General features: G+C 36.4%; 22 protein-coding genes. 1 reads left to right on the forward strand and 21 read right to left on the reverse strand.

Annotated elements, in window-relative coordinates; all coding sequences use genetic code 11:
• Positions 1 to 132 precede the first annotated feature (132 nt).
• The 9 genes from IGL17_RS08825 to IGL17_RS08865 form a co-directional block, all read right to left on the reverse strand.
• Positions 133 to 975, reverse strand: a complete 843-nt coding sequence (locus IGL17_RS08825; protein WP_002400614.1) for a LicD family protein — start codon at positions 973 to 975, stop codon at positions 133 to 135.
• Between the two features lie 15 nt (positions 976 to 990).
• Complete coding sequence (locus tag IGL17_RS08830; protein WP_438839744.1) at positions 991 to 1,824, reverse strand: glycosyltransferase; 834 nt, start codon at positions 1,822 to 1,824, stop codon at positions 991 to 993.
• 120 nt (positions 1,825 to 1,944) lie between these two features.
• Positions 1,945 to 3,342: a sugar transferase gene (locus tag IGL17_RS08835; RefSeq protein WP_002356909.1), complete on the reverse strand. Its 1,398-nt coding sequence runs from the start codon at positions 3,340 to 3,342 to the stop codon at positions 1,945 to 1,947.
• A 105-nt stretch (positions 3,343 to 3,447) separates the two neighbouring features.
• Entirely contained in the window at positions 3,448 to 4,749 is a 1,302-nt protein-coding gene (locus IGL17_RS08840) for an EpaQ family protein (protein ID WP_010775969.1), read from the reverse strand.
• Between the two features lie 28 nt (positions 4,750 to 4,777).
• Positions 4,778 to 6,781 carry a DUF7657 domain-containing protein gene (locus IGL17_RS08845; RefSeq protein ID WP_002383759.1) on the reverse strand — a complete coding sequence of 668 codons (2,004 nt, stop codon included), beginning with the start codon at positions 6,779 to 6,781 and terminating at the stop codon, positions 4,778 to 4,780.
• A complete protein-coding gene (locus tag IGL17_RS08850) occupies positions 6,782 to 8,923 on the reverse strand; it encodes a glycosyltransferase family 2 protein (RefSeq protein ID WP_014862218.1) in 2,142 nt (713 codons plus the stop codon).
• Positions 8,924 to 8,934: 11 nt separating this feature from the next.
• Positions 8,935 to 12,078 carry a glycosyltransferase gene (locus IGL17_RS08855; protein WP_016618073.1) on the reverse strand — a complete coding sequence of 1,048 codons (3,144 nt, stop codon included), beginning with the start codon at positions 12,076 to 12,078 and terminating at the stop codon, positions 8,935 to 8,937.
• Positions 12,068 to 13,285, reverse strand: coding sequence for an ABC transporter ATP-binding protein (locus tag IGL17_RS08860; RefSeq protein ID WP_002356901.1), 1,218 nt, complete (start codon positions 13,283 to 13,285; stop codon positions 12,068 to 12,070). The genes IGL17_RS08855 and IGL17_RS08860 overlap by 11 nt, the downstream gene beginning before the upstream one ends.
• A gap of 12 nt (positions 13,286 to 13,297) precedes the next feature.
• Complete coding sequence (locus tag IGL17_RS08865) at positions 13,298 to 14,092, reverse strand: ABC transporter permease (protein WP_002356900.1); 795 nt, start codon at positions 14,090 to 14,092, stop codon at positions 13,298 to 13,300.
• 169 nt (positions 14,093 to 14,261) lie between these two features.
• Here IGL17_RS08865 and IGL17_RS08870 point away from each other — a divergent pair, with 169 nt between their 5' ends.
• Entirely contained in the window at positions 14,262 to 14,681 is a 420-nt protein-coding gene (locus IGL17_RS08870; protein WP_434102445.1) for an EamA family transporter, read from the forward strand.
• A gap of 73 nt (positions 14,682 to 14,754) precedes the next feature.
• On the opposite strand, the gene IGL17_RS08875 is transcribed toward IGL17_RS08870, so the two are convergent.
• The 12 genes from IGL17_RS08875 to map form a co-directional block, all read right to left on the reverse strand.
• Positions 14,755 to 15,105, reverse strand: coding sequence for a DUF2304 domain-containing protein (locus IGL17_RS08875; protein WP_002356898.1), 351 nt, complete (start codon positions 15,103 to 15,105; stop codon positions 14,755 to 14,757).
• Complete coding sequence (locus tag IGL17_RS08880; RefSeq protein WP_014862219.1) at positions 15,105 to 15,830, reverse strand: glycosyltransferase family 2 protein; 726 nt, start codon at positions 15,828 to 15,830, stop codon at positions 15,105 to 15,107. Before IGL17_RS08880 ends, IGL17_RS08875 begins: the two co-directional genes overlap by 1 nt.
• Before the next feature lie 58 nt (positions 15,831 to 15,888).
• A complete protein-coding gene (rfbD, locus tag IGL17_RS08885; protein ID WP_002356895.1) occupies positions 15,889 to 16,731 on the reverse strand; it encodes a dTDP-4-dehydrorhamnose reductase in 843 nt (280 codons plus the stop codon).
• 92 nt (positions 16,732 to 16,823) lie between these two features.
• Positions 16,824 to 17,852, reverse strand: coding sequence for a dTDP-glucose 4,6-dehydratase (rfbB, locus tag IGL17_RS08890; protein WP_002359895.1), 1,029 nt, complete (start codon positions 17,850 to 17,852; stop codon positions 16,824 to 16,826).
• 24 nt (positions 17,853 to 17,876) lie between these two features.
• Entirely contained in the window at positions 17,877 to 18,449 is a 573-nt protein-coding gene (rfbC, locus tag IGL17_RS08895; RefSeq protein ID WP_002356893.1) for a dTDP-4-dehydrorhamnose 3,5-epimerase, read from the reverse strand.
• Between the two features lie 12 nt (positions 18,450 to 18,461).
• A complete protein-coding gene (gene rfbA, locus IGL17_RS08900; protein WP_002364387.1) occupies positions 18,462 to 19,328 on the reverse strand; it encodes a glucose-1-phosphate thymidylyltransferase RfbA in 867 nt (288 codons plus the stop codon).
• A 121-nt stretch (positions 19,329 to 19,449) separates the two neighbouring features.
• A complete protein-coding gene (locus IGL17_RS08905) occupies positions 19,450 to 20,163 on the reverse strand; it encodes a glycosyltransferase family 2 protein (RefSeq protein ID WP_002384299.1) in 714 nt (237 codons plus the stop codon).
• 3 nt (positions 20,164 to 20,166) lie between these two features.
• Positions 20,167 to 20,994, reverse strand: coding sequence for a glycosyltransferase (locus IGL17_RS08910; protein ID WP_002370382.1), 828 nt, complete (start codon positions 20,992 to 20,994; stop codon positions 20,167 to 20,169).
• A complete protein-coding gene (locus tag IGL17_RS08915) occupies positions 20,994 to 21,782 on the reverse strand; it encodes a glycosyltransferase family 2 protein (protein WP_002359892.1) in 789 nt (262 codons plus the stop codon). Before IGL17_RS08915 ends, IGL17_RS08910 begins: the two co-directional genes overlap by 1 nt.
• A 121-nt stretch (positions 21,783 to 21,903) precedes the next feature.
• A complete protein-coding gene (locus IGL17_RS08920; protein WP_002366956.1) occupies positions 21,904 to 23,040 on the reverse strand; it encodes an MraY family glycosyltransferase in 1,137 nt (378 codons plus the stop codon).
• A 110-nt stretch (positions 23,041 to 23,150) separates the two neighbouring features.
• The gene (locus tag IGL17_RS08925) at positions 23,151 to 24,059 is read right to left on the reverse strand and encodes a YihY/virulence factor BrkB family protein (RefSeq protein WP_002383768.1); all 909 of its coding nucleotides are present in this window, start codon (positions 24,057 to 24,059) and stop codon (positions 23,151 to 23,153) included.
• Positions 24,060 to 24,074: 15 nt separating this feature from the next.
• On the reverse strand, positions 24,075 to 24,839 hold the full coding sequence (gene map / locus IGL17_RS08930) for a type I methionyl aminopeptidase (protein ID WP_002389095.1): 765 nt from the start codon (positions 24,837 to 24,839) through the stop codon (positions 24,075 to 24,077).
• Positions 24,840 to 25,006: the final 167 nt, after the last annotated feature.

Raw genomic sequence — 25,006 nt, forward strand, 5'->3', positions numbered from 1 at the left:
AACTTTTTTTTACTATTTTATTTCTAAACTTTATCTTTTTATTACATTGATTATGTTATTTATTTTTTTACAACAAAATGCTGAACGCTATTTATAGATAACGTTCAGCTTCAGTATAAATAATTGAAGTTTTTAAAGATATTCTGTATACGATTTTTTAGTATCAACAATTAGCGCTTCATGATGAGGTTGACGATCTTCCTCTGGTGGCAATTGCATATAATCCCCAAAAACCTGTGTTAAGTAGCGCTTGTAGCCCACTGGTATTGGCATTTTTGTATCTTCAAATGGAACAAAAATAGCAGATTTAAAATCTTCTAAATGATAAATATTGCCCATGTAGCGTGGTCCGACACACAATTCTGTGACATAAGGAGTTGAACCAAAGGAATACTTGGTCATTCTTTTTTCAGCGAAGCGCCAAATATGATAGCGAATTTTGCTTGAAGAAAAAATCCCTAATAAAACCTTGCTTCCTGTAGCCATCAGACCACCATGTTTTTCTGGAACAACTTGCGAACAAAATAACGCATAAATCAGTGCCCAAAACTTTTGGATTTTTCTTCGCAATTTCCCTTCTGGCGCACCATCTAACGGAAAAATATCAATTGGTAAACCATGAGGGATATCTAAATCCTCTTGATAGGGTTTAATAAAAGTAGTGGCAGTATCCCTAATAGTTATAAATGAATTATGATCATTATATGTTTTAGAAGCAACTAATAATGGATATCTATTTATGTCTGCTTTCTGTGGCCATAGCTTTTTTAATTTTTCATAGTCTGGTCGTGGCATAAAAAAATCCAAATCATCATCCCACGGAATAAATCCTTGACTGCGTACAGCACCAATACAACCACCGCCACAGAAATAACATAATAAATTATTTTCTTGACAAAATTGCACAAAATATTTGGACATAGTTAATGTTACAGCCTGTATTTCTTTTAAATCTGTCTGAGACATCTCTTGCATAATTTTACCTCAATCTTAATCATTTTCTTTCCTTAAAAACTTCTCATAAAATTTACCTCGTAAAGTATTCGGCATCAAACTTACGACAACATGTGCACTGGAACTCACAAAAAAATCTTTAAAACTACCAAGTCCTGCTTGATAGATTGCTTTGCGTCCTTTTAGTCCTGACTTAAAATACTGCCAACCACCACGCCGTGCGTACATATCACTGCCTGTTCGAGCATAGACTAAATGTTCAGAAAGGTTCTGTGCTTCCTTTCCTTTTTTCAATAACCGCACCCACAAATAATAATCTTCAAATCCTGACATTGGCAGATAGTTACCGACCTCTAAAATGTCTGACTTCTTATACATGACAGTCATATGATTAAACGGGTTTCTTCTTTTGGAAAATTCACGAATAACCTCATTAGAACTGGGAAGGTTACGATACCCCAAAATATTTTCTATGTTCCCTTCAAATTCGATAATGTTAGAACCGGTAATGACCAAGTTAGGATTTTTTTGAAATAATTGCCACTGCTTTTCAATCCGATCCGTCTTCATAATATCATCTGCATCCATTCGTGCAATCAGTTCATTACGACAAGCTTTAACCCCTTCTGCCAACGCTTTACCTAAACCAACATTTTTTTCTAGAGGTAAAACATGAAGCACTTCTGGATACGTTTCTTTATATTTATCTACAATGACTGTCATTTCTTCAGTTACAGGACCATCTTCTACTAATACTATTTCATCGACTTTTACAGTTTGATTAAAAATACTGTCTAAACATGCAATAACATATTCAGGACGCTCCTTTATATAAATGGAAAGTAAGACACTTACTGGTACCTTTTCCATTTCTTCACCCCTATTTCTTTTTTCATCCACGCTTGTATATTTTTACATAGAATACCTGATTTTTCAAGCTTTGTTAGAAGTCTCTCTTTTTTTCAAAAAAAAGAGAAGCCATAGCTCCTCTTAACGGTAAATTCTAATAGCATTCTCTTTACAATAATCCATCGTCAATTCTTCACGTTCTTCAGACTCATCCAATCCTCTTGATGATACTTTATCAAAGAGAATTTTGATGGTTTGAAGCAGAATTTTCATATCCAACAGTAATGAATAATTCTTGATGTACAGTAAATCAAAGTTCAATTTACTATTGTAGTCAGAAGCATACTTCCCATAAACTTGGGCATAGCCAGTAATCCCCGCACGTACATTGTGACGTAAATAGTAATTCGGGTTTTCCTGATTAAATTGATCAACAAAGAATGGTCGTTCAGGACGTGGTCCGACAATGGACATATCCCCGCGAATAACATTGATTAGTTGTGGCAACTCATCAATACGTAAAGCACGCAAGTATTTACCAACTGTAGTGACGCGACTGTCGTTACTTGTAGATAAGACTGGACCTGATTTTGCTTCCGCTGTTGCCGACATCGTTCTAAATTTTAAAATCGAGAACTCACGTTGATCTAATGTAATCCGAGTTTGTTTGTAAATCACTGGTCCCGGTGAGGTTGCTTTGACTAAAATTGCTGCAATAAGCATTAAGGGGGAGGTAATCACAAATAGGCAAACAGAGACTAAAATATCGAATAAACGTTTAATAAAATTCTCTTCTGGTTGAATTTCAAAATTTGAGACTTCGATAATACTTTCATCTTCAAAGTTCATCATGTTTGGTTTTAACATAATTAGATTTTCAAAACTTGTATCTAAAAAGATTTTTTTCTTGTGTTTGACAATTAATTGATACAATTTTACTTTTTCGTTCTCATCAACATTACTTGAAATATAAACAATATCGATTTCATCGATAATTTTTTTTAAGTTTTCATAGTAATTGCTGACAACAACACTCGTTACTTTATGCTTGTTATTTTTATCAGACATAAAGTTTTGAATTGACCGCATAACTTGATTTTCTTTACCTAGTAAAACAACTTTTCGCTCATTGCTGACCTTTAAGTAAAGATAATAAACAAGAATTCGCCAAAGACTTAGAACAATAATTCCGATTATAAAGGAATATCCTAAAACAGAACGTGGGAACGTAAACCAACGTCCGGCAAATGTCACAATCATAATCGTTAAAGTCATTAAAATTTGACCAATCACCGTGACAAAAATGATGTCACTAATTTTGCGATTATAAAAAATATACGCACCTAACAACAAATTCAAAAAGATAAAAAAGATTGAAATGTAAATTGCAGATTTTTCATAAGCCACAAAGTTAAATGAAGGAATTTCTCGGCCAAATTTCACCATAAACCCTAAGATGATTGATAAATTATAGAGCAAAACGTCTGCTAAAATAATTACAATTCGTCTTGCATTACTCCATTCACTTTTTGATGTCATTAAAAACTTCCTCTCTTCACTTCCAGTAATTACATTATTTGTAATAACATGCAACCCCTATATTACCATAATGTCAGCGGACAAGAAAGTTCTATAGGATGAAAATTATCTGCGATGTCTTTGGACACGACTTAATTCTTCAGGTTGGTCCCAGCCCTCTTCGTCAACAGGTGCTATCGGGCGCTCTTCATTGCTAACAGGACTTGTTTGTTTCACTCGTTTTCTTCTTTTAGGTGTCGTTGGTCTTTCATGTCTTCCTCGTTTTTTCTCTGGCCGGAAGTAGAAGGCTAGCCCAAGGAAACTATAAACTATCGGCATCCAATGAGGCGCTAATAAAATATCTTCCATAAATGAATGAATCCAGATTAAAAGGAAGCCTAAAAGTAAACTAACTTGCAAACGATCCAATGTTTTTTTGCGGAAACCAATCAATAAAATCATACTGACTAAAAAACCAAATAAAATCAGATAGCCAATGACACCAAAATTACTTAACGTAAATAGAAAAGCATTATGTGTCCCCAGCGGTTTCCATGAGGCCACAAAAGGCTCCATACCGACTTTAATATGTTGAGGATCAGATAACCATTTAGCAAAAAACTCATGCCAAATTCGTTCTCTTCCTGTAAATAAATCAACAGTATCCGATTCCGCACATAAGTAAAACAACAATGGTCCCAATGCAACTACTCCGACAAAACCAAACAGCCAAACTTTCGAACGTTGCAAGAAACGTTTTGGTAAAAGATTATCCACCAGAATAAAACCAACTAAAATGGCAAACGAGGTTTTGGATTGACTGACCCATGTACCTAAAACACCACCAATGTATACAGGTAAAAGCAGCAGGTTAAAAACCTTGTTTCTGTATGCTTTGATCAAACTACTGGCCATCATTGTTGAAAACATCAACGTTGCACCAATCGTATTGGTATTAATCCAAATACTTTCTAGTTTATTTGATTCTTTAAAAATTTCGTCTGCTGGAATCAACTGAGGCAACTCCACGGACATCCGATACAAAGTCGCACTCAAAGCAACTAAAGAGACAATTAATAAAAGCGTTTGATCCACACGGTCAAAGACACAAACTTTAAAACAAAGGACCAACAAAATAATTAAAGGAATCATTGTATCTGTTTGCATTGTGCTATGACGGATTGATTCCGTAAAGTGAAACAAGAGCCAGGTGGCTAACGCCAACGCAACGGTTAGCCAGTCAATAAATTTTAATTTCGTACAATTTAATAGCAGTACAAGTATTACTGCTATTAATAATAAAATTGAACTATTGGCATACATATATTTTGTGACTGGCGCATCAATTCCTACGACCCACATCGTATACGAGCCGATCATTGTAACTAATAAAATAAGTCGACCGATTCTATTCAATACTTTTCCCATATTCAAACCTCATTCCATGAATGAATCACTAGTCGTTTATTCGATAAATATATGCCCCGTTCTGATCAGGTCCATATAATTTTTCAAAATGAATCGTTGGTGTGTCTAACGGTTCTAATGGTTTATAAACGACCGCATATTTAATCCCATATTCTTTTAATTTTTCTGGAGATAAACGAGCAATAATCGCATCTTTTTGCATCAACTCTAAAACAGGGGTCTGATTTCCTACTTCAACATTGATGTGCGCATAGCGATTATAAATAAATGTGTCTTTTCCTTTTGGATCTAATGGTTTCCAAGCCTCTAAGTCAGGTGTAAAAGCAACACCGTTAAATGTATGCACACCTAACATTGGCAAATAGCCATACATCAAGCGTTCGCCCACCCACAATTGGTTGGGGTCTTTTTTGTTAATTTCTTCCACTTCTACCGCTAATTTTTTTCCATAGACAGCAGAAACGCCTCGAGAAATTGGATTAACAAAGGCACCAGAAACCATAATGATTCCTAATAAGACAAGGACAAATAACGTGCGCCAACGTTTAAATAAAGCAACAATTAAAACGGTAGCGACAACTAAGACACCAATGATGTCCATTCGTGTAACGTATAACCGTAAATTGCCCGTATATAAAACAAAGAAATACAGAACAACATTTAATCCTAGCGCCCCTAACCAGGCCATCATTGGAATTTTTGCTTGGCGATTCCATAAATAATCGATGAACCATAAACTCAATAACACAGCGGCAAACCCAAAGGATAACATCGCCCGTTGTTCTGGCACATAAGACCACAATGTCAACTTAGCAAAAATTGTTGGAAATTGAACGCTCATCCAAACTAAGTTAAATAAACAATACACGAATAAGACAAAACCGTAAATGTTTTCTTTGATTTTTTTATAAAAAATAAATGGTGAGAGCGGCAAAATAACAAAAAATAATTGATAAAAACTACTGATTTCCGAATTATTTGAATATGGAACATCTTGAAACGGCATTTTCCAATTTGTTAAAAATAACAAAATATCGCGTTTAGGCATATCGCCACCTAAACTTACCCGTTTTCCTGGATAAGCGGTATCCATTACTGCTTTTAAGGAATCCAATGAGCCATATAGCGATCCGCCAACAATAATCGCCGTCATCAAGAGTGCCCCACCTATCAGGACCCCATCCCACTTATCCAACTTAATTTTTTTACGAAATTCTAAAAAGAATAAAATTAAAAATAATAAAATCAAATAACCAAGTGGTACTTGTAACGCAGGATAAATAACTAAAACAAATCCTGAGGCCATAATAACAGCCGTTATCGCACAAATGACACGACGTCGAACACTACTATGATAATAGAAATAATTATAAATTCCCACTAAAAAACCTAAGCCAAAAAATACTAAATCTCCAACTGGCGAGACAAACCACCATTGAAGGGCCGAAGAAAACGGAATCCAAACACTTGCTAACAAAGCTAAATATTTATTCCGCCGTGTGACGATCAAACCAATTTCAAAAGAAAATAAAATTAAGCCAATTAATTTAAGATTCCAATACCATGATAAGCCATATTCTTTGCCTAATAGTACATAGCCCCACGTAAAAGGTTTCGCTAACGTGGCCAGATTCCACGCTGGTGAATTATAGCCTACCACCATGTCTTGCCCATTTAACGTAATCACATCATTATGTGTTTTCAAACCTGTTTGTGTTTGTGAGAGGCTAAATGGGGTTTGAACGAGCCATTCATCCGAGCGAACACCTCTTGGTTCACCAGCAATTAATGAACTTTTTTGACCATCCGCATATTCAGAAACATACGCATCCCACATGTTTAATGAACTACCATGGACTTTAAAGGCTACCAGTAAAATAAAAATGACTGCCGCTAGCAGATAGCGCCAGCGTAACAAATGATCAACCAAGCGAGCGCTCTGCTCAGCTTGGTTGCGTAATGGTTGTTTTTCTTTTCTTGTAGTTAGTTGTTGTTCCATCTTTTCGCTCCATTTCGTCATCCGCAATTGCATCTAGTCAATTCGTAATGAAAAGTTGGGAATATCCCTTGTCAGATTAGGATTATAAAATGGATCATTTTCAATTGAAGGTCCCCATTTTTCTTCCATCATCACTTTTTCTTGTTCAAAACGTTTTTTCTTTTTGCCTTTATCATCATATCCACGAGTTTGAGATTCAAAATGATAAAGCTCTGCTTCATGAAGCCAGACATTGTCACGTCCTAAAGCTTGGACTTTCAAGCATAAATCAACATCATTGAAAGCTACGGTAAACGCTTCTTCAAAACCACCAACTGCATCAAAATCTGCTTTTTTCATAAGTAAGCATGCGGCAGTTACTGCTGAATAATTAACATTAATAGCTAACCGACCAAAATAGCCTAAGTCACCATGGGGATAACCATAATGACCATGCCCAGCGACGCCACCTAATCCTAAAATAACGCCTGCGTGTTGGACCGTATTATTTGGATACAATAATTTCGCACCTACACAGCCAATCCGTTCTTGCTGAGCAAATGAAACCATCAAGGTTAACCAATTCTCTGTAATCACTTCGGTATCATTATTTAAAAATAATAAATACTCTCCGTGCGCTTTTTTCGCTGCACGATTGTTAATAGTTGAGAAATTGAATGGAATATCGATTGATTCAACGAAAAAGCGACCAGGTAATTGTTGTTCAAATTCTGCATATAATTCGTGCATTTTTGGATCTGTACTTCCATTGTCAGCCATAATAATCTCGTAATTTTGGTAGGTTGTTTTTTCAATAATCGATGAAACACAACGTTGTACGTCTTTATAGCCATTTTTAGTTGGAATAATAATTGAGACTAACTTTTCAGATTCAATGTCATAATAAACATCGTATAAGCCATTCGCCGCCCCATGCGTTGCATGACCATTAATACCTCGACGAACGAGCGCATCTTGCACGGCTCTTAGCCCCGCTTCAAAAGCATAACCTTTTGAGCCCTGATCCACTGCTGTTGAGGTTGGCAGCATCCGCCAATAGTAAAGAACTTTTGGAATATGTGTGATGCGTTCTTTTGTCGTTTTTTCAGTAAATCTTAAAACTAAATCGTAGTCTTGAGAACCTTCGTAACCTTTTCGAAAGCCGCCAATTTCTTCTAGAATACTCCGACGATACACACCTAAATGCGAAATGTAATTGGTTCCTAAAAGTAAATCAGGTGACCAATCTGGTTTAAAGGCTGGATCAGAACGATTTCCATCCATGTCAATCTTATCTTCATCACTATAAATTAAGTCTAGTTCTGGGTTTTCATTCAGCACTTTAACCACTTCATAAAAAGCATTGATTGCTAATTCATCATCGTTGTCTAGTAAGGCGACAAATTCTCCGGTAGCAATCGCTAAAGCAGAGTTGGTTGCTTCGGAAATATGACCATTTTGTTCACGAAAGACGACCCGAATTCGCTCATCCAATTGCTGGTACTCTGTTAAAATCTTTTTGACATTAGGATCTGTTGAGGCGTCATCGGCCATACATAATTCCCAGTTAGTATAGACTTGATTCAAAATAGAATCAATGCACAACCGAAGCCATTTTTCTTCAACATTATACACTGGCATCGCAATGGAAATTTTAGGTTGGTAATGAAATGTTGCGATTTCTTGTGTCATCGCTTCTATGTCAAGTACTTCATTTCTAGCTAACCAGTTAGGATACGAAGCTTGATTTCTCAGTTTCTCAATTTTCGCTCGTTGAATGGTATGAGAAATACCATTTTTAGCCATATACTTAAATCCTTTTTTGGCTTTTATCCAGAGACGTGTCACTTTATCTTCTGTCCCTGGAATCACTGGATATTTTTTATTCAAGGGAAAATCCACCGTTACAACATGTGCTGATGATTGAAAATGAAAAGGGAGTACTTTTTTTTGTTTAATTCCTTCAAGTGTAACAACAAAGCCAGCTTCAATCGCAGGCTCTGTTTGATAAATTTGATTAACATCTTCACGTAAAACGCGCTGAATGTTATAAGCGGACACTTGGTTTTCATTATTAATTGTGAAAGTTGGGCTTTCTTTAGTGATTGTATCCAACGCCCAACCTGTAATGGTTAAATTATTTGTTGTTTTGTCGCGATAGATACTATCAAAGATCACCTTAATGTCTTCATTCATGTGCATTCTCCTTATAGATGTTTCGGATTTCGGTAGGGATCAACTAAAGCTTCCGCGGTCCATTTTTCCGCAAGTTCTTTATAAGATCCTTTTTTATCATGGTTTTGCATTTTTTCGTCTGCTTTCAAAATTGCATAAGACACATATACATTTCGTTTACCAGCGCTAGCAAATTGTAACGATAAATCGACACCCATCCATTCTTTTCCTAAGCTTTCGTTAATTCCTTCTAAATTTAGGTAAAGTTGTTTGTTGAATAGTAAGCAGTCTTCAGTTGCTGCTTGAATATTTCTTGGTAAAGCAATTCTGTAATAGTAACCTAAGCTTTTACCAGGGGTGCCTTTTTCGGGATAAAGTAATCGACCTTTGTCTGTATCAACTGATACTCCCACTGTTTCCACGCGATAGCGTGCGTCAACTACGCGGCCAGTCACTAAACCAGAGGTCTCTTGTTGACCAATGTTCATTAACTCTTTTAACCAATCATTTTTCGTTGGTACCAATCCAGCATTTAATAAAGCCACATATTCTCCCTTAGCAGCTTGAATCATGCCATGACGAGTTTCTGTTGAAACATAACGAAGACGGTCATTTTGGATATTTATTTGATTCTCGAAGCGTGCAGGCAATAGAATTTCATAATTTGTATAGGCAGTTTTTTCTAATAATTGACGTAAGTAACTACTCATATTCTCTGTATCATTCGTAATAATCAATGATACCATCGGCACATGATCATAAAGATAGTTAATTTTATAGGAACCATAAAATTCGGCAATCTCTACTTGTGCTTTTAAGCCACGGCGTTCCGTCGCCGCTTGAACCGCTTTTTGACCAGCCACATAGGCGTAACCTTTGCTTTCAGGGTTTAGAGCAGTCGATGATTCAATGGCACGCCAATGATACATCATACCAGGAATGTGCTTGATTTTCGTTGCTTGTTCCGTTGCTCGCAATACGAAATCATAGTCTTGAGCGCCGTTATATGCTGAGTTCAATCCGTCTACTTTTTCTAATAAATCACGTTTCACAACAACAAAGTGTGTAATGTAATTATGGTTTAAAATCAGTTCTGGATTCCAGTCCGATTTGTAAAACGCGTTGAAGCGACGACCATTTTCTGTAATTTTATCTTCATCAGTATAAAGAAAATCAATCGTTGGGTCTGTATTTAAAGCTTTGACCACTTCATATAATGCTTGTGGCGCTAATTCATCATCGTTATCCATGAAACCAATAAAATCGCCAGTAGCAATCGACAAAGCTGAGTTAGTTGCTTCTGAAATATGTCCGTTTTCTTCGCGATAAATAACTTTGATTCGTTGATCTAGTTCTTTATATTTTTCTAGCATTGGCTTAATATGTTCGCTTGGCGATGCATCATCTGCTAAACATAACTCCCAATTTTCATAGTACTGATTTTGTAAAGAAGAGACGCACGCTGCAAGCCATTTTTCTTCGACATTATAAACAGGCACAGCGACAGAAATTTTAGGCTGAAATTGGAACGTTTTAATTTCCGCTAAAACTGCCTCCACGTCAACAGGGGCTTCTGCTTTTTCTTGTCGTTTAAAGTACCACTTCACTGAGCCCATCAAACCACGTGTCTGAATCGAACGCCATGCTCGATCAAATTTCGTGCCTGGTTGAACCATGTTTGGACGCTCCACCACGTATTGAACCTTCTGGCCTGATTTGGTGTCAATGTTTAACGTGTAGGCTGGTAAATCTTCTGGATCTTTAATCGTAATTACAAAACCATAATCTTGATCGCCTTCTAATTCAAACATATCAATAACATCACGACGGTATTCTGTTTCCACCGTATAAGTGACTGATTCACTAGCTTCTGCAATGCTGAATCTTAGCGGATAATTTGTTTGTTTGTCATACGCCCACCCTCTGATAACAGAAACGTTATTTTCTACATCGCGAGCAATATCATCGATGGTTAAATTAATCATTTTATCAAATTTAGTTAACGTGATTCGTTTATATTTTCCAGTAGGCATAGGGGCAGTCTCCGTCTGTTTATTCATTTCTTCTAAAAATTGATTTCTTTCATCTAACAGTGCATGAATAAAGGTATTTTCACGTTCTGAATAGTTGCCTTCAAAGAAATAATCAATGTCTACTGTCAGGTCTTTGCCTGCCATTTGTGCATCGGTTACTTCGATTACAGGTACTTGCGTATCTAAGAAATAATAGATATTCTCTTGTACCAGAAAAGCATTCGTGGCTGCGACTGGGACTGTCTCGCCGTCTATCGTCATGGATAATTTAACAATTGCCCCCGTTAAACTTGGGAATAATTTTATCAGTTGGACGTCTTCTGGTATCTTCAGTTGGAACTGTTTTGTTTCAGGTTTTTGTAAATCAACTGGTTGATCCAACTCAGTCTCTTTTTCTTCGCCGCAATTAATTAAAATATGAACGTTTTTTTCATTGTATGAATTTACTGGTGTCACTCGCTCTGGCTGTTCTACTGGTTCAGCAGTCAAGGCAAAAAAGTACTGATACACTTCGCCAAAGGGACGCGCTTTAAAAGCTGCTTGCACTTCTACAGGTAACGCTTCATACGTCGTAGGAATTTCGTTGTAGCCAACTTGATTAAATGTAAAATCTTCTTTGGCAATGTATAAACCAACTTCTGCAAAAACTTTTTCAAATCCTTCTTGTAAATAGAATGATTTATGCGTAGCATCCAACAGCCCAGTTTCATTCCACGTTAAACGATTATTAAATAAATCAATTAAGACCGAATTATGCGCCAAATTAGGGAAAGTGATTAAGATTTGACCGCCTGGTTTTAAAAACGGTTTGACTTTTGCTAAGGCGCTTTGAGGATTCATTAAATGTTCCAACACATCTGCAAAAACGATATAATCAAACGTCTTACCAGCAAAGTATTCGACCCAATCATTTTCATCAATATTGCCATAAAAGGCATCTGTTGAAAATTGACTGACATGATCATAAAGTTCTTTGTCTAATTCAACAATTGAGACCTGGCACTTTTTTTCTTCCATCAAATAGCTAGTCATTCGCCCATTACCTGGACCAAATTCCAAGACATCACTATTTTCTTTGATTTGTGCTACGATTTTCCCAACACTGGTACTCTCGTCTGTTTCCATTTCAAAATCATACTTCATCTTTTGTCGTATCCTTCCATTTATGATCTAAGATGACAATTCCTTCTCCGGCATAACGACCGGTAATAAACATCGTCACGTATTTTGTTTTGTAGACTAATGGGACTGTTGCATGTTCCTCAAAGAAAGCAATATCAAAATAATATTCACCTGTTAATAATGACATTTTTTCATATTCTAAATAAAAAACATTCCGTCCTTTTTTCCAAGGAATTTGCACGCCATCTAACAACGTATTTAAGCCACAGACATAATGATTGTCCACTGTTCGAATAGCGACCCCACAAACAGGCTTCTTAATTTGGTCATTTTTGACAGTATATTCAATTTTTACAATCACTTTTTCATCTTGCGTTACCATTTCTAATGGTTCATAATCCGCATTTAAAAGTTCCGCATGATCCACTTCAATAATATCTGGTGTTGGGGTTTCATCTTTCATGGTCGCTTCGCGGTCAACCGTTTTAATTGATTTCTTTTTCAAAAAGTTTTCGTAGTTGGTCGTCACGTCCATCGTATCTCCATATTCAACGACTTTCCCGTGTTGCAACCAAAAAGTTCTGTCACAAAAACGACGAATGGAGTTTACATCGTGAGAAACAAATAAAATTGTTTTACCAGAATTTTTAATTTCCGTAAATTTTTCCATACATTTTAATTGAAACTCTAAATCCCCGACAGCCAACGCTTCATCGACAATTAAAATATCGGGATCCACGTTAATGGCTACCGCAAAAGCCAAGCGGACAAACATACCACTAGAGTACGTTTTAACTGGTTGATACAAATGATCGCCGATGTCAGCAAAATCAATGACATCTTGGACACGCTCTTCCATCTCTTCTCGGGAAAAACCCAAGACCATTCCATTTAAGAAAATATTTTCATATCCTGAATATTCAGGGTTGAAACCTGAACCTAATTCAAGCAACGCTGAAATTTTCCCATTAATCACCATGGACCCGGAGGTTGGTGTTAGTACTCCTGTAATAATTTTTAACATGGTTGATTTCCCAGAGCCATTTTCGCCGACAAAACCAATCATCTCGCCTTTTTTAATTTGCATCGTGACATCGTCTAACGCATAAAACAAATCGTGGTAGGATTTTTTGGTTGGACTAAGCGCTTCTTTAAACCGATCGGACGGCTTTTTATACATGTTGTATGTTTTGGTAATATGTTGGATATCGATTGCATATTCTGACATGTCGTTCTCTCCTTATAGTACATCTGAAAAATGTGGTTTTAAGCGTCTAAACACGGTTGAGCCAATTAATAGTAAAACAATAGTAACTCCCCAGAAATATAAGCTATATTGCCAATGTTCCCAGAACCATGCACCGCCTAAATAAGATTCGCGGTATCCTTGAACAATATAATATAATGGATTGATTTTTAAGATTGTCGCAATCATTCCAGTTGGTTGCCATAAAATTGGCAATGTCCACATAACTGTTTGCATAATGATATTGATAAATTGCATAATATCAGGTAAAAATGGTTGTGTTGAAGCAGTAATCCACGTAATTGCTGTTAAAAAGACTAATAAACAAGCTAAGTAGTAAATTAATTGCAAACTGTACAGACTTGGGTAATAACCGTTAGCTGTAGTAATTACAAAACCAATTAGAATGAAAAACAAGTGGGTGTACAAGTTCGATAAAATTTTAGATGTTGGTAAAATTTGTACATTAAACACGACTTTTTTAACTAAATAACTATATTCACGAAACACATTCGTGGCTGATAATAACGAATCTGAAAAGAAGAACCAAGGTACCATCCCTGTTACTAAATAGACAATGAATGGCATATTGTCGCCAGCTCTAGAACGAAGGCCTACAGAAAAGACAAACCAATACGTCAAAACAGTTACTAATGGCGTTAAAAACGCCCAGACAATTCCTAGTGCTGAACCAGCATACTTGGCCTTAAAATCATTAAATGAAAATTGTAGTAACAATTTTTTGTTCTGAAAAATATTCTTGAAAATTGAAAATGTTTCTTTAAACATATACTTATTCCTTCCGTAATAAACTATTTTTATCTAAAATTTTTGGATACAAAAATGCCATTTTAAACAACATTTCTATTTTATCGATAAACGCCTAGCTTTTCAATAGTAGACCCCTTTTTATAAAGAAAAATTTAACTGATTTCGCTATATTAAAAAATCTTGTCCAATTTTTAGGAGATTATGCTACAATAATGGAGGTCTTGCATTTTTTTGCACGGAAATTATTTTTGAGAGAAGGGAAATTATGGTTCTTTTTATTATTTACGTATTTCTATCTTCTGCTGGTCTGGTCTTATTTAAACTAGGTTCTAGCAGTTTGAACATCCAACTCCAACAAACAATCTTTTCAATGAATATCTCACTTATATCTTTATTAGGTTTATTTTGTTATTTAATTAGTTTTATTTTATGGATGTTAATTATTAGTCGTTCCGATGTTTCTTACATTGTTCCTTTAGGCGTTGCCTGTACAAACATCGCTATTTTAATTGCTTCAAATCTTATTCTAAAAGAGACAATCACAACGAATGCCCTTATTGGTGCTGTGGTTATTATTGTCGGCATTGTGATTATGAATCTTAAATAAAAAAGATCGCTATTCATTGAGCTGACCCTTAAAAATTAGACTTTCAGGTCCAACTTTTAAGGGTCACTACACATTAGCGATCTTTTTTATTTTCTTCAGATTTCATGATAGATAATTCCTGCAATAATGTTTTAATGCGATTTTCGTGTTTTGAAATCAACACAGAATTTTTAATTTCCATGATTAAAAGGACAATCACCGCAGCTGATAATAAAAAGTTTGATGTTGTTTCAAACCCAAAGGCCATTGCTAACCATTCTGCCACATGCGGGAAAATAGCAAAAATAATTAAGACAATTGAGATTAATAACCAAATCAAAGCATTTTTTAGGAGAAAAATATTTTTATTAATTCCTCGAATAATGTATAAGAAAAAGCCAATTGCAAATAAAAATAAAGCTAGCCATAACACGGTTGGTAGCATTAATCTCCCTCCTTCATAAAGGCAGCAATCAGAATTGCTGAGCCGACTTCCAGCATATACTTCACAGAAGCCAAGGCACGAATCGAAGAAACACCACCAAGCCGTTCCATCATATTGACAGGTCTTTCAGCAATCACAAAACGTTTTTTAATTAAGTGAACAATCGATTCTGGCTCAGGATAATTTGTCGGATAACGCTTTGCAAAAAAAGCAATCACTTTCCGATTTCCCGCTCGATAACCAGAAGTCACATCATAAATTGTTTTACCAGAAGCCATTCGAATACAAAAGGATAACAAACGAATACCAAAACGGCGCATTTTCGTACTTTGAAAAGCCGCTTCGTTTCCAGGAAGGAAACGAGAGCCAATCGAAAAATCACACTTATCCTCTGCTAATGGTTCCAGTAAAACAGGTAAACTATTGATATCATGCTGACCATCGCCATCAAACTGAACCGCCACATCATACTCATTTTCTAACGCATATTTATAGCCGGTCTGTACCGCCCCGCCAATCCCTAAATTCAATACTAAATGAATGGCATTAATTTGGTTGGCTTCTAAAATTTGTTTGGTTCCATCTGTCGAGCCATCATTAATTACCACATAATCCAATTCATGTTGAAAATGCGTAACTTCCTGTTTAAATGTTTCAATGGAAGCAATCGTCCGCAAAATGTTTTCTTCCTCATTGTAAGCAGGAATGATTAAAAGTACCTTCATAAAGAGAAACACCTTTCCACTTTTTCTCTAACAAAACCCCTCACTTACACAAAGCAATTTATTGTTGAACATTTTCTAACATTTGTGCTAAGGCTTCTTGCCAAGTAGGAATTTTAAAGCCTAACGCTTCTGTTTTACTTAAATCCATGACAGAATATTGTGGTCTTTGCGCCTTTTGTGGAAATTGAGTTGAATCCACTGGCAGTACTTCCACTTCAGTATCTTTTAAAATTTCTTTAGCAAACTGATACCAGCTACAGCTGTTTTCATTAGACAAATGATAAACACCAAATGGCGCTTTTTCTGCAATAACAAATGCCATAAATTCGGCTAACGTTCTTGTCCAAGTTGGGCGGCCAAACTGATCGTCCACTACCGTTAGTTGGTCTCTTGTTTCCGCTAATTTTTGCATGGTAAAGACAAAGTTATGACCGTATTGACCAAATACCCATGATGTTCGAATAATATAATAGTCGTCCAGGATTTCTTGGACCGCTTGTTCACCTAATAACTTCGTCCGACCATACTCATTTAAAGGATTCGGTTGATCATCAATCGCATAGACGCCTTCTTTTTTAGTTCCATCAAAAATGTAATCTGTACTTACATAAACAAGTGTCGCCCCCACTGCTTTAGCAGCTTCTGCAACATGACGTGTGCCATCTACATTCACTTTTTCATCTAATTCCTTGCCTTCGTCTTCTGCTTTATCAACAGCTGTATAAGCAGCACAATGATAAATGACGCTTGGTTGAATTTCTTTCACTTTTGCCAACGTACTATCCGCATCAGTAATATCTAATTCTGTGGAATCCGTTGAAACATACTCAATTCCTTGTTCGTCTAATAGGTGACGTAATTCTGTGCCCAATTGGCCATTTCCACCAGTAATTAAAATCATTTTTTTCGCTCCTTCTTGAAAAAAAGGCAGGGCAAAGTAGCTTTTGTACTTTGCCATCGCCTTTCGACTGTTATCTCACATGTCAGAAAAAATTACTGACCATTTTGTGCATATTTTGCTTCAACAGCTTCTTTATCTGCACGCCACCAGTCTTCATTTTCTGTATACCACTTGATTGTTTCTGCCAAGCCTTCACGGAAATTCGTGAATTCTGGTTCCCAACCTAATTCTTCGCGTAATCTGGTTGAATCAATCGCATAACGTAAGTCATGTCCTGCACGATCGTTGACATGCTCATAGGCATCAACAGGTTGTCCCATTAATTCTAAAATTAATTCCATCACTGTTTTATTGTCTTCTTCACCATCGGCTCCGATTAAATATGTTTCGCCAATTTGCCCTTTTGTTAAAATTGCCCAAACAGCCGAAGAATGGTCGTTTGTATGAATCCAGTCACGAACATTTTTACCAGCACCATAAAGTTTTGGTGTAATGCCGCTTAAGACATTGGTAATTTGACGAGGAATAAATTTTTCAATATGTTGATATGGACCATAGTTATTTGAACAGTTTGAAATTGTTGCTTGTAAGTTAAAAGAACGAACCCATGCTTTGACTAACAAGTCAGATCCTGCTTTTGTTGAAGAATAAGGACTTGAAGGATTGTAAGGCGTTTCGGCAGTGAATTTTTCCCCTTCGCCTTCTCCATGTCCTGGTAAATCTTCTCTTAAAGGTAAATCGCCATAAACTTCATCAGTCGATACATGGTGGTAACGAACATTATTTTTACGGCAAGCTTCGATCAATGTGTACGTCCCAATCAGATTGGTTTGTACAAATGGGAATGGGTCGTTTAATGAGTTGTCGTTATGCGATTCAGCAGCATAGTGAACGACCGCATCTGTTTCAGCGACTAAACGATTAACTAATTCAGCATCAGCGATATCTCCTACGACTAATTCCACGCGATCACTTGGTAGACCTTCAAGATTTTTTTCATTTCCTGCATACGTTAATTTATCTAATACAGTTACATGAACTTCTGGATGATTCTTTACAACATAATGAACAAAATTTGAGCCGATAAAACCAGCTCCACCTGTTACGATGATTTTTTTCATAATTGAAACTCTCCTACTTTTTTCTTAAATTTCGCCATAGATAAACGGATTTTCCGCTTCAAATTCTTTTAAGGTTGGATGTTTTTGATCCTTTTCTGACGTAATCGCTTTTTCTGGCGCAATTGGCCAATCAATAGCTAACGCTGGATCGTTAAAAGCAATACCGCCGTCTGCTGCCGCATTATAGTAATTGTCACACTTGTACATAAAATTCACGTTCGGTGTCAAGGTGACAAAACCATGAGCAAAACCTTTTGGTACTAAAAGCTGACGGTGATTATGTTCTGATAAAATGTAGCCTTCCCATTGACCATAGGTTGGACTCCCTTTACGAATATCAACAATCACATCTAATACCGCACCTGTTACAACGCGAATTAGTTTTGTTTGCGCAGCTTCGCCTTTTTGAAAATGCAATCCACGCAAGACACCTGCTTCTGTTGATAATGAATGATTATCTTGGACAAAATCAAAGTCTAATCCATGTTCTGCAAATTTAGCTTTGGAATAACTTTCTGTAAAAAAGCCACGATGATCACCGAAAACATCCATTTCGATAATTTTGACATCTTGTAATTTTGTATCAATAACTTTCACGTTTCTTCGCTCCTATTCTGCTGCTAAACGTAGCAAGTATTGGCCGTAGCCATTTTTCTTCAATGGTTGTGCCAATTCTACCAATTGTTCTTTTGTAATATAGCCCATTCGATAAGCAATTTCTTCCAAACAAGCGACTTTTAAATTTTGACGTTTTTCAATTGTTTCAATAAATGTTGACGCTTCTAATAAAGATTCGTGTGTGCCTGTATCTAACCAAGCAAAGCCACGGCCCATTACCTCAACAGAAAGTTTATTTTTTTCAAGGTAGACTTTATTAACGTCTGTTATTTCTAATTCCCCACGTTCTGACGGTTTGATCCCTTTCGCAATTTCAACCACTTCATTGTCGTAAAAATACAAACCTGTCACTGCATAATTTGACTTCGGTTGTGCCGGTTTTTCTTCAATAGAAAGCGCCCGCATCTCTTCATCAAATTCTACCACGCCGAAACGTTCTGGATCATTTACATGGTAGCCAAAGACTGTTGCCCCTGACTCTTTAGAAGCCGCTCGTTGCAACATTTTTGATAAGCCGCCACCATAATAAATATTGTCCCCTAAAACTAAGCAGACACTATCATCACCAATAAATTCTTCACCAATAATAAATGCTTGCGCCAAACCATCTGGGCTTTCTTGTACCGCGTATTCGATATGAATGCCTAAATCATGGCCATCGCCGAATAAGCTTTCAAAACGTGGTGTATCTTCTGGTGTAGAGATAATCAAAATTTCATTAATTCCCGCCAACATTAACGTTGACATTGGGTAATAAATCATTGGTTTGTCGTAAATTGGCATTAATTGTTTTGATGTTGCTTTTGTTAGCGGATATAAGCGTGTCCCGCTTCCGCCTGCTAAAATAATTCCTTTCATGAACAATCTCCTTAAATACTTCTATTTTTAGTTTCTATAAAACCAAATATCCTTCCCTATTATCGCATTAAGCATAGGGTTTGTCATGTTTTTTACGTAAATTTTACAAATCTGTAAAAGTTTAGCGTTGTTCCTTTAAACGCTGATGTAAAGCTTTTAATAAATTCACACGCCAATTTAATTTTTGTTGGAAACTTGTTTTGGTAATAATAGGGCTGACATTCGCTCCATGTCTTCGGTAAAGCACTAATGGTTCTTTAATGAGACCCGTTTGCTTCTTCCGTGCAGCTAATAAGCCAATCCACATATCATGCATAGGAACTTCTGGCGGAATGGGTAAAATGACATTTTTCATCTCTTGACGAAAGGCCATACCTGCCCCAATATAGCCACTTTTTATCGCATTTCGCCAAAACCCTGGTTTGACTTTTCGGAACTTAAAATAAGAGGGATTGGTAACTTGTAAATCCGCATCAACAATTTTCAAGTCACTAATAACCACTTGAATGTCAGGGTGCGCTTCAAAATATTCTGTCACCGTCGTTACTTTATTTGGCAACCAAACATCATCTTGATCTGCTAAAAATATCACTTCGCCTTTCGTATGCGTAAGCGCAAATGCAAAATTAGCAATCACTCCTTGTCCTGGACCTTGTAACAATTGAATTTGGGGATAATTCGCTGCATACGTCCTCAAAATTTCCAACGTATGATCAGTAGAACCATCATCTGAAATAATTAGTTCATCTTCTTCACTGACTTGTAAAAGAATACTATCTAATTGTTCCGCGAGATATTTTTCTCCATTATATGTCGCAATACAAACTGAGATCATAGATTATCCTTTCATTAACTTGAGAAATTCTGCCAATGTTTGCCGCCAAATTTGGCGATTTTTGACAGTTAAAAATTGCTTACTACTGCGTAAAAATAAATGGCGTCGATGATGGGAAAACTTTTCTTGATCATATCGACGATAAAATAACGTTTCTGCTTCAATAATAGAGCGATAACGTTGAGGACTCATTGTACGATAATCTAAAACAGACAATTCTTGTTTTAGGTGGATTGGTAAGACTTCAATCTTTTTATTGGCTTGATTTAATTGATAAAAGAACCAATGGTCTAAATAGTCCAAAGGAAATTCTTCCGAAAATCCTTCCAACCAGCGCAGTGTTTCTGCCGTAATGACTGTACCAGAATTGATAGCCATCAACGGTTGGTTGGCTATCCCTGCTGTTGGCTTTGCTCCTTTAAGTCCAACATATTGATCACTATAAACTGGCGAAATTTGTTGTCCATTTGCTTCTACAATTGGAACATAGACTGCCACAGTCGGATCTAACGGCATGATGATCAACGTATCAAAATAAGAGGCTGGCACTTCTGTGTCTTGGTCAAGGAGCAACAATAATTCACATTGATTCGTTTGACTAAAAGCAATCGCTTCATTATAAGCGGTCGCTAGGCCTGGATTATCAGGATTATGTCGATAAGTAACATTTTGTTGTAAAAATAATGCATCTTCTTGAGGAAGTGGGCTGTTGTCATAAATAAATAAGTGCAATTCGGGGTGATCTACCACTTCTTTTAATAACAAATAATTCGGCGTATCAGCCATTTTCATTTGATATAAGACGATGACTACCGCTAATCTTTGACTCATTAAAAGAACCTCCAGCCCCATTTGTTAAAAAATTTTCCCATTGATTGCATAAAGATTTTAAACAATTTTCGACTTTTATGGGCGCCCTTTTCATACATGTGAACAACCGTTTCAAAAGGCGTATAGAGAATCCGATAGCCTGCTTTGCCAAAACGTAAACATAAATCGTTGTCTTCAAAGTACATGAAGAAACGTTCATCGAACCCACCAATTTCAACGAATTTTTCACGATCAATCAACATAAAACAGCCTGAGCCCATTTTAATATCCGTTGTTTCTGTATCCGACAAATCGCGACATTCATAAATACTCAAACGTTTATCAAAAATTTTCTTTACAAATTGAAAGGGAATAAAACGTAACATATAATCGAAAACATCTAATTTTTGACGAACTAAATATTGCGTCGTGCCATCTTCATTTAGCACTTTAGGGCTAACGACTGCAATGTTCTTATCTATTTTGATACGGTCTAATAAACGATCAAGCACGTCTTTAGTAACCAACACATCGGGATTAAAAATAATTGCATACTTTGTCGAAGCATTGAATAACACTTGATTATGACCATGACCAAACCCTTGATTTTCTTCAGCGCGATGGATAGTAATAAATGGTTCATATGTTGTTAATTTTTCAAGATACGCTGTTTCAGAATGATTGTCATAGATATGAATATCATAGATACTATCAGTACCTAGTTCGGCTTTTAATTGGTCTAGTACATTAAAAATGTAACGACTATTATAAGTGACAATCGAGATTGTTACCATTTCTTGCATGCTCATTTCTCCTTACTACTGAAACATCGTCTTAAAAAAAAAGCATATGTTTCACACATATACTTTTTTAAGTTTAATGGAATTATATCATAGGTTTACGCTCTCGCAAAGCAACCTAAAGATTTCTTTACTTTCTCTTAGAATGCTTGCCAAGTCGCTTTTTCATTTGCTCCTGACGATATTCACGGTTCCCTAAAATCCGTAACAAATACATCAACGGTTGATGCCCTTCGCCAACTAGACCGATTAATTCAATAAATAATTCTAAGCCAATTAAACAAAAGACAATTAATAAAATTGATGCTACTGTACTTGAATAGCTGAACAATAAAGAAACAAAGGAAAAAACTAACGCTAACGCATAAATAGTCATGACCGCCCCTTTATGGGTAAAACCTAAAGATAACAAGCGGTGATGCAAATGCATTTTATCTGCTGAGGAAATGGGCTTCTTGTTCAATAGCCGTCGAATAATTGCATAAACCGTATCCGTAATTGGTACACCTAAAATCACCATTGGCGTAATTACCGTAATAAACGTAGCATTTTTCAAGCCCTGTAACGACATTACTGCAATCATAAACCCGAGGAATAACGCCCCGGTATCTCCTAGAAATATTTTAGCCGGATAAAAATTGTATGGGAAAAATCCCGCAATGCTCGCAACTAAAATAAAAATAACAATTGGAATATAGACCGTTTTAGCATGTAAGAAAAAATACCCTGTAATACCAATCGTGGTTAATCCAATAATGGATACGCCTGATGCTAAACCATCCAAACCATCAATTAAATTTACTGCATTCGTAATCGCTAAAATCCACAATAAAGTTAGTGGTAAACTAAACCAGCGTAAATCAATCATTCCAACAACTGGCAACGTCACAAAATCTATCCGAATTCCAGCAACAAAATAAATAACTAATGCTGCTAACAAAATACCGATTGTTTTTTTCATTGGAGTAATCTCTTTAATATCATCAATGAGGCCTGTCAAAACAACCATTCCACCAGCCAAAATAATCGGCCAAATATAATCTTGTGGGATAATCGAACGAAAAATCAATAAACATGAACTAGCAAAAGCAATGTAGATTGCAAGTCCTCCTGCTGTAGGCATATTTTTGGTATTGATTCGTCGCTCTCCTGGTGCATCGTAGGCGCCAATCCGAAACGCTAGAAGCTTAACAAGTGGTGTTAATAGCAAAGATAAGATAAATGTCATAAATAAACGTATTAAAACTTCATAAATAAATAGTGACATAGTCGAACCCACTTTCTTCTCGTTCAGGGTATATTATACCGTAAACTGAAGCATTTACAAGCTGAAACATGTGTTCTGGCAACGGTTTAGACTTTTTTAAAGAAATCCATTTATTTTTTCTTTTTAAACCATCTAAACAAGCGTTGTTCAAAACTTGGTTGTTTCTTTTCTTTATCTCCAGATAAGTATTCATCGACGACAGCGTTGACAATTGCTCCTAAAATAATAATCGTGGCAGCAAAATTCAGCCATAACATCAAGATGATAAAACTCCCGATGATTTGATAACTTGCGATTCTAGAACTAAAATATTTTACGTACAAACCAAAAATTTGTGATAATAGCATCCAACCGACTGTCGAAAAAATAGCCCCTGGCAAAATAGAACGTAACGATAATTTCCGATTAGGAACGACCGCATAAATCAAACACATAATCACTAATAAAACGACGGTCGTTAACGGCCATTTTAACGCTTGGAAAGTATCGATCACAGACGTTGAGTAATGGAAAATTGGTTGCAGTAATTCAATAATGTACTGACCCAGACCTAAAATTACTACTACACCAACAATCGCTACCATAAATAACAAAATAACTAAAAACGAGACCACTCTTACGAGAATAAAATTTTTCCTTTGTTCGACACCAAAAGCTTTATTCATCGCGTTTTGTAGTGCATTAATACTTTGACTGGCACTCCAAAATGCTGCTAAAGCGGAAACAGAAAGCAACCCGCCTGAACGTTGAGTCAGTAGTGAACGAATCGCTGGTTCTAAGTTCTTATAAACATCTTTCGGAATCGCCTCTGCAATATAAGGCAACACAGAATTAGGGTCGATTCTTAAATAAGGTAAGACATTACCTACCGCAATCAGTAATGGAAACAGCGAGAGTAATAAATAATAGGCAACAACCACTGAGCTGTTGCCTATTTCGGCTGTGACCATGTGACTTTGCGTTGTCTCAATAAAACGCATCAAAGATTGATTCTTTTTGATGTTGTCGAGAAACTTCATCACACACTCTCCTTATTAATAAGTCAATTCTTCGCCTTGTGACGTTAAGATTCTTGGACCTTCTTTCGTAATCGCTAATGAATGTTCATATTGACAACTTAGACCGCCATCTTCAGTATAAGCAGTCCAACCATTTGGGTCCATTTTCATGCGCCAAGTTCCTGTGTTAACCATTGGCTCAATGGTAATAACCATTCCCTCTTTTAAACGTAGTCCTTTACCTGCTTCACCATAGTGAGGAATCATTGGACTTTCATGGATAGTTGGGCCAATGCCGTGGCCTACAAAATCGCGAACTACCCCGTAGCCTTCTCCTTCTACATACGTTTGAATTGCATGACCAATGTCGCCAATTCTATTTCCTACTTGTGCTTGGTCAATCCCAAGATATAGCGCTTTTTTGGTTACTTCCATCAAGCGGTCAATTTCAGGTGTTGATTCACCCACGACATAAGACCAGCATGAATCAGAGATTGCGCCTTTTAAGTCGACACACATATCTACTTTGATTAGGTCGCCATCTTTTAATACTTTTTTACGAGGAAATCCGTGGCAGATTTCGTCGTTGATACTACAACAAGTAGCATATTTGTAACCTTCATAGCCAATTTGAGCCGCCACGCCACCATGACTTTCAATAAAGTCTCTCACAAATACTTCAATATCCCAGCTTGTAATGCCAGGTTTAATAAACGTCCGTAAATGACGGTGAACATCCGCTAATAATTCCCCTGATTCATCCATCATTTCAATTTCTCGTGGTGATTTTAATGTAATCATACTATCTCTCCTAAACTTGTTTCATTCAAATTATTTTATCACATTTTTTGCAAAAAAGATTGTTCAAACACCAATTTTCAAAAAGTCCCTTAATAAAAGCACTCGCTAGTCTTTTATAAGAAATGCGCATCTGCTATAATAAGTGACAGAATTGTATGAGGGGGAAG

Source organism: Enterococcus sp. AZ088 (assembly GCF_051714845.1).
GTDB lineage: Bacteria > Bacillota > Bacilli > Lactobacillales > Enterococcaceae > Enterococcus > Enterococcus faecalis.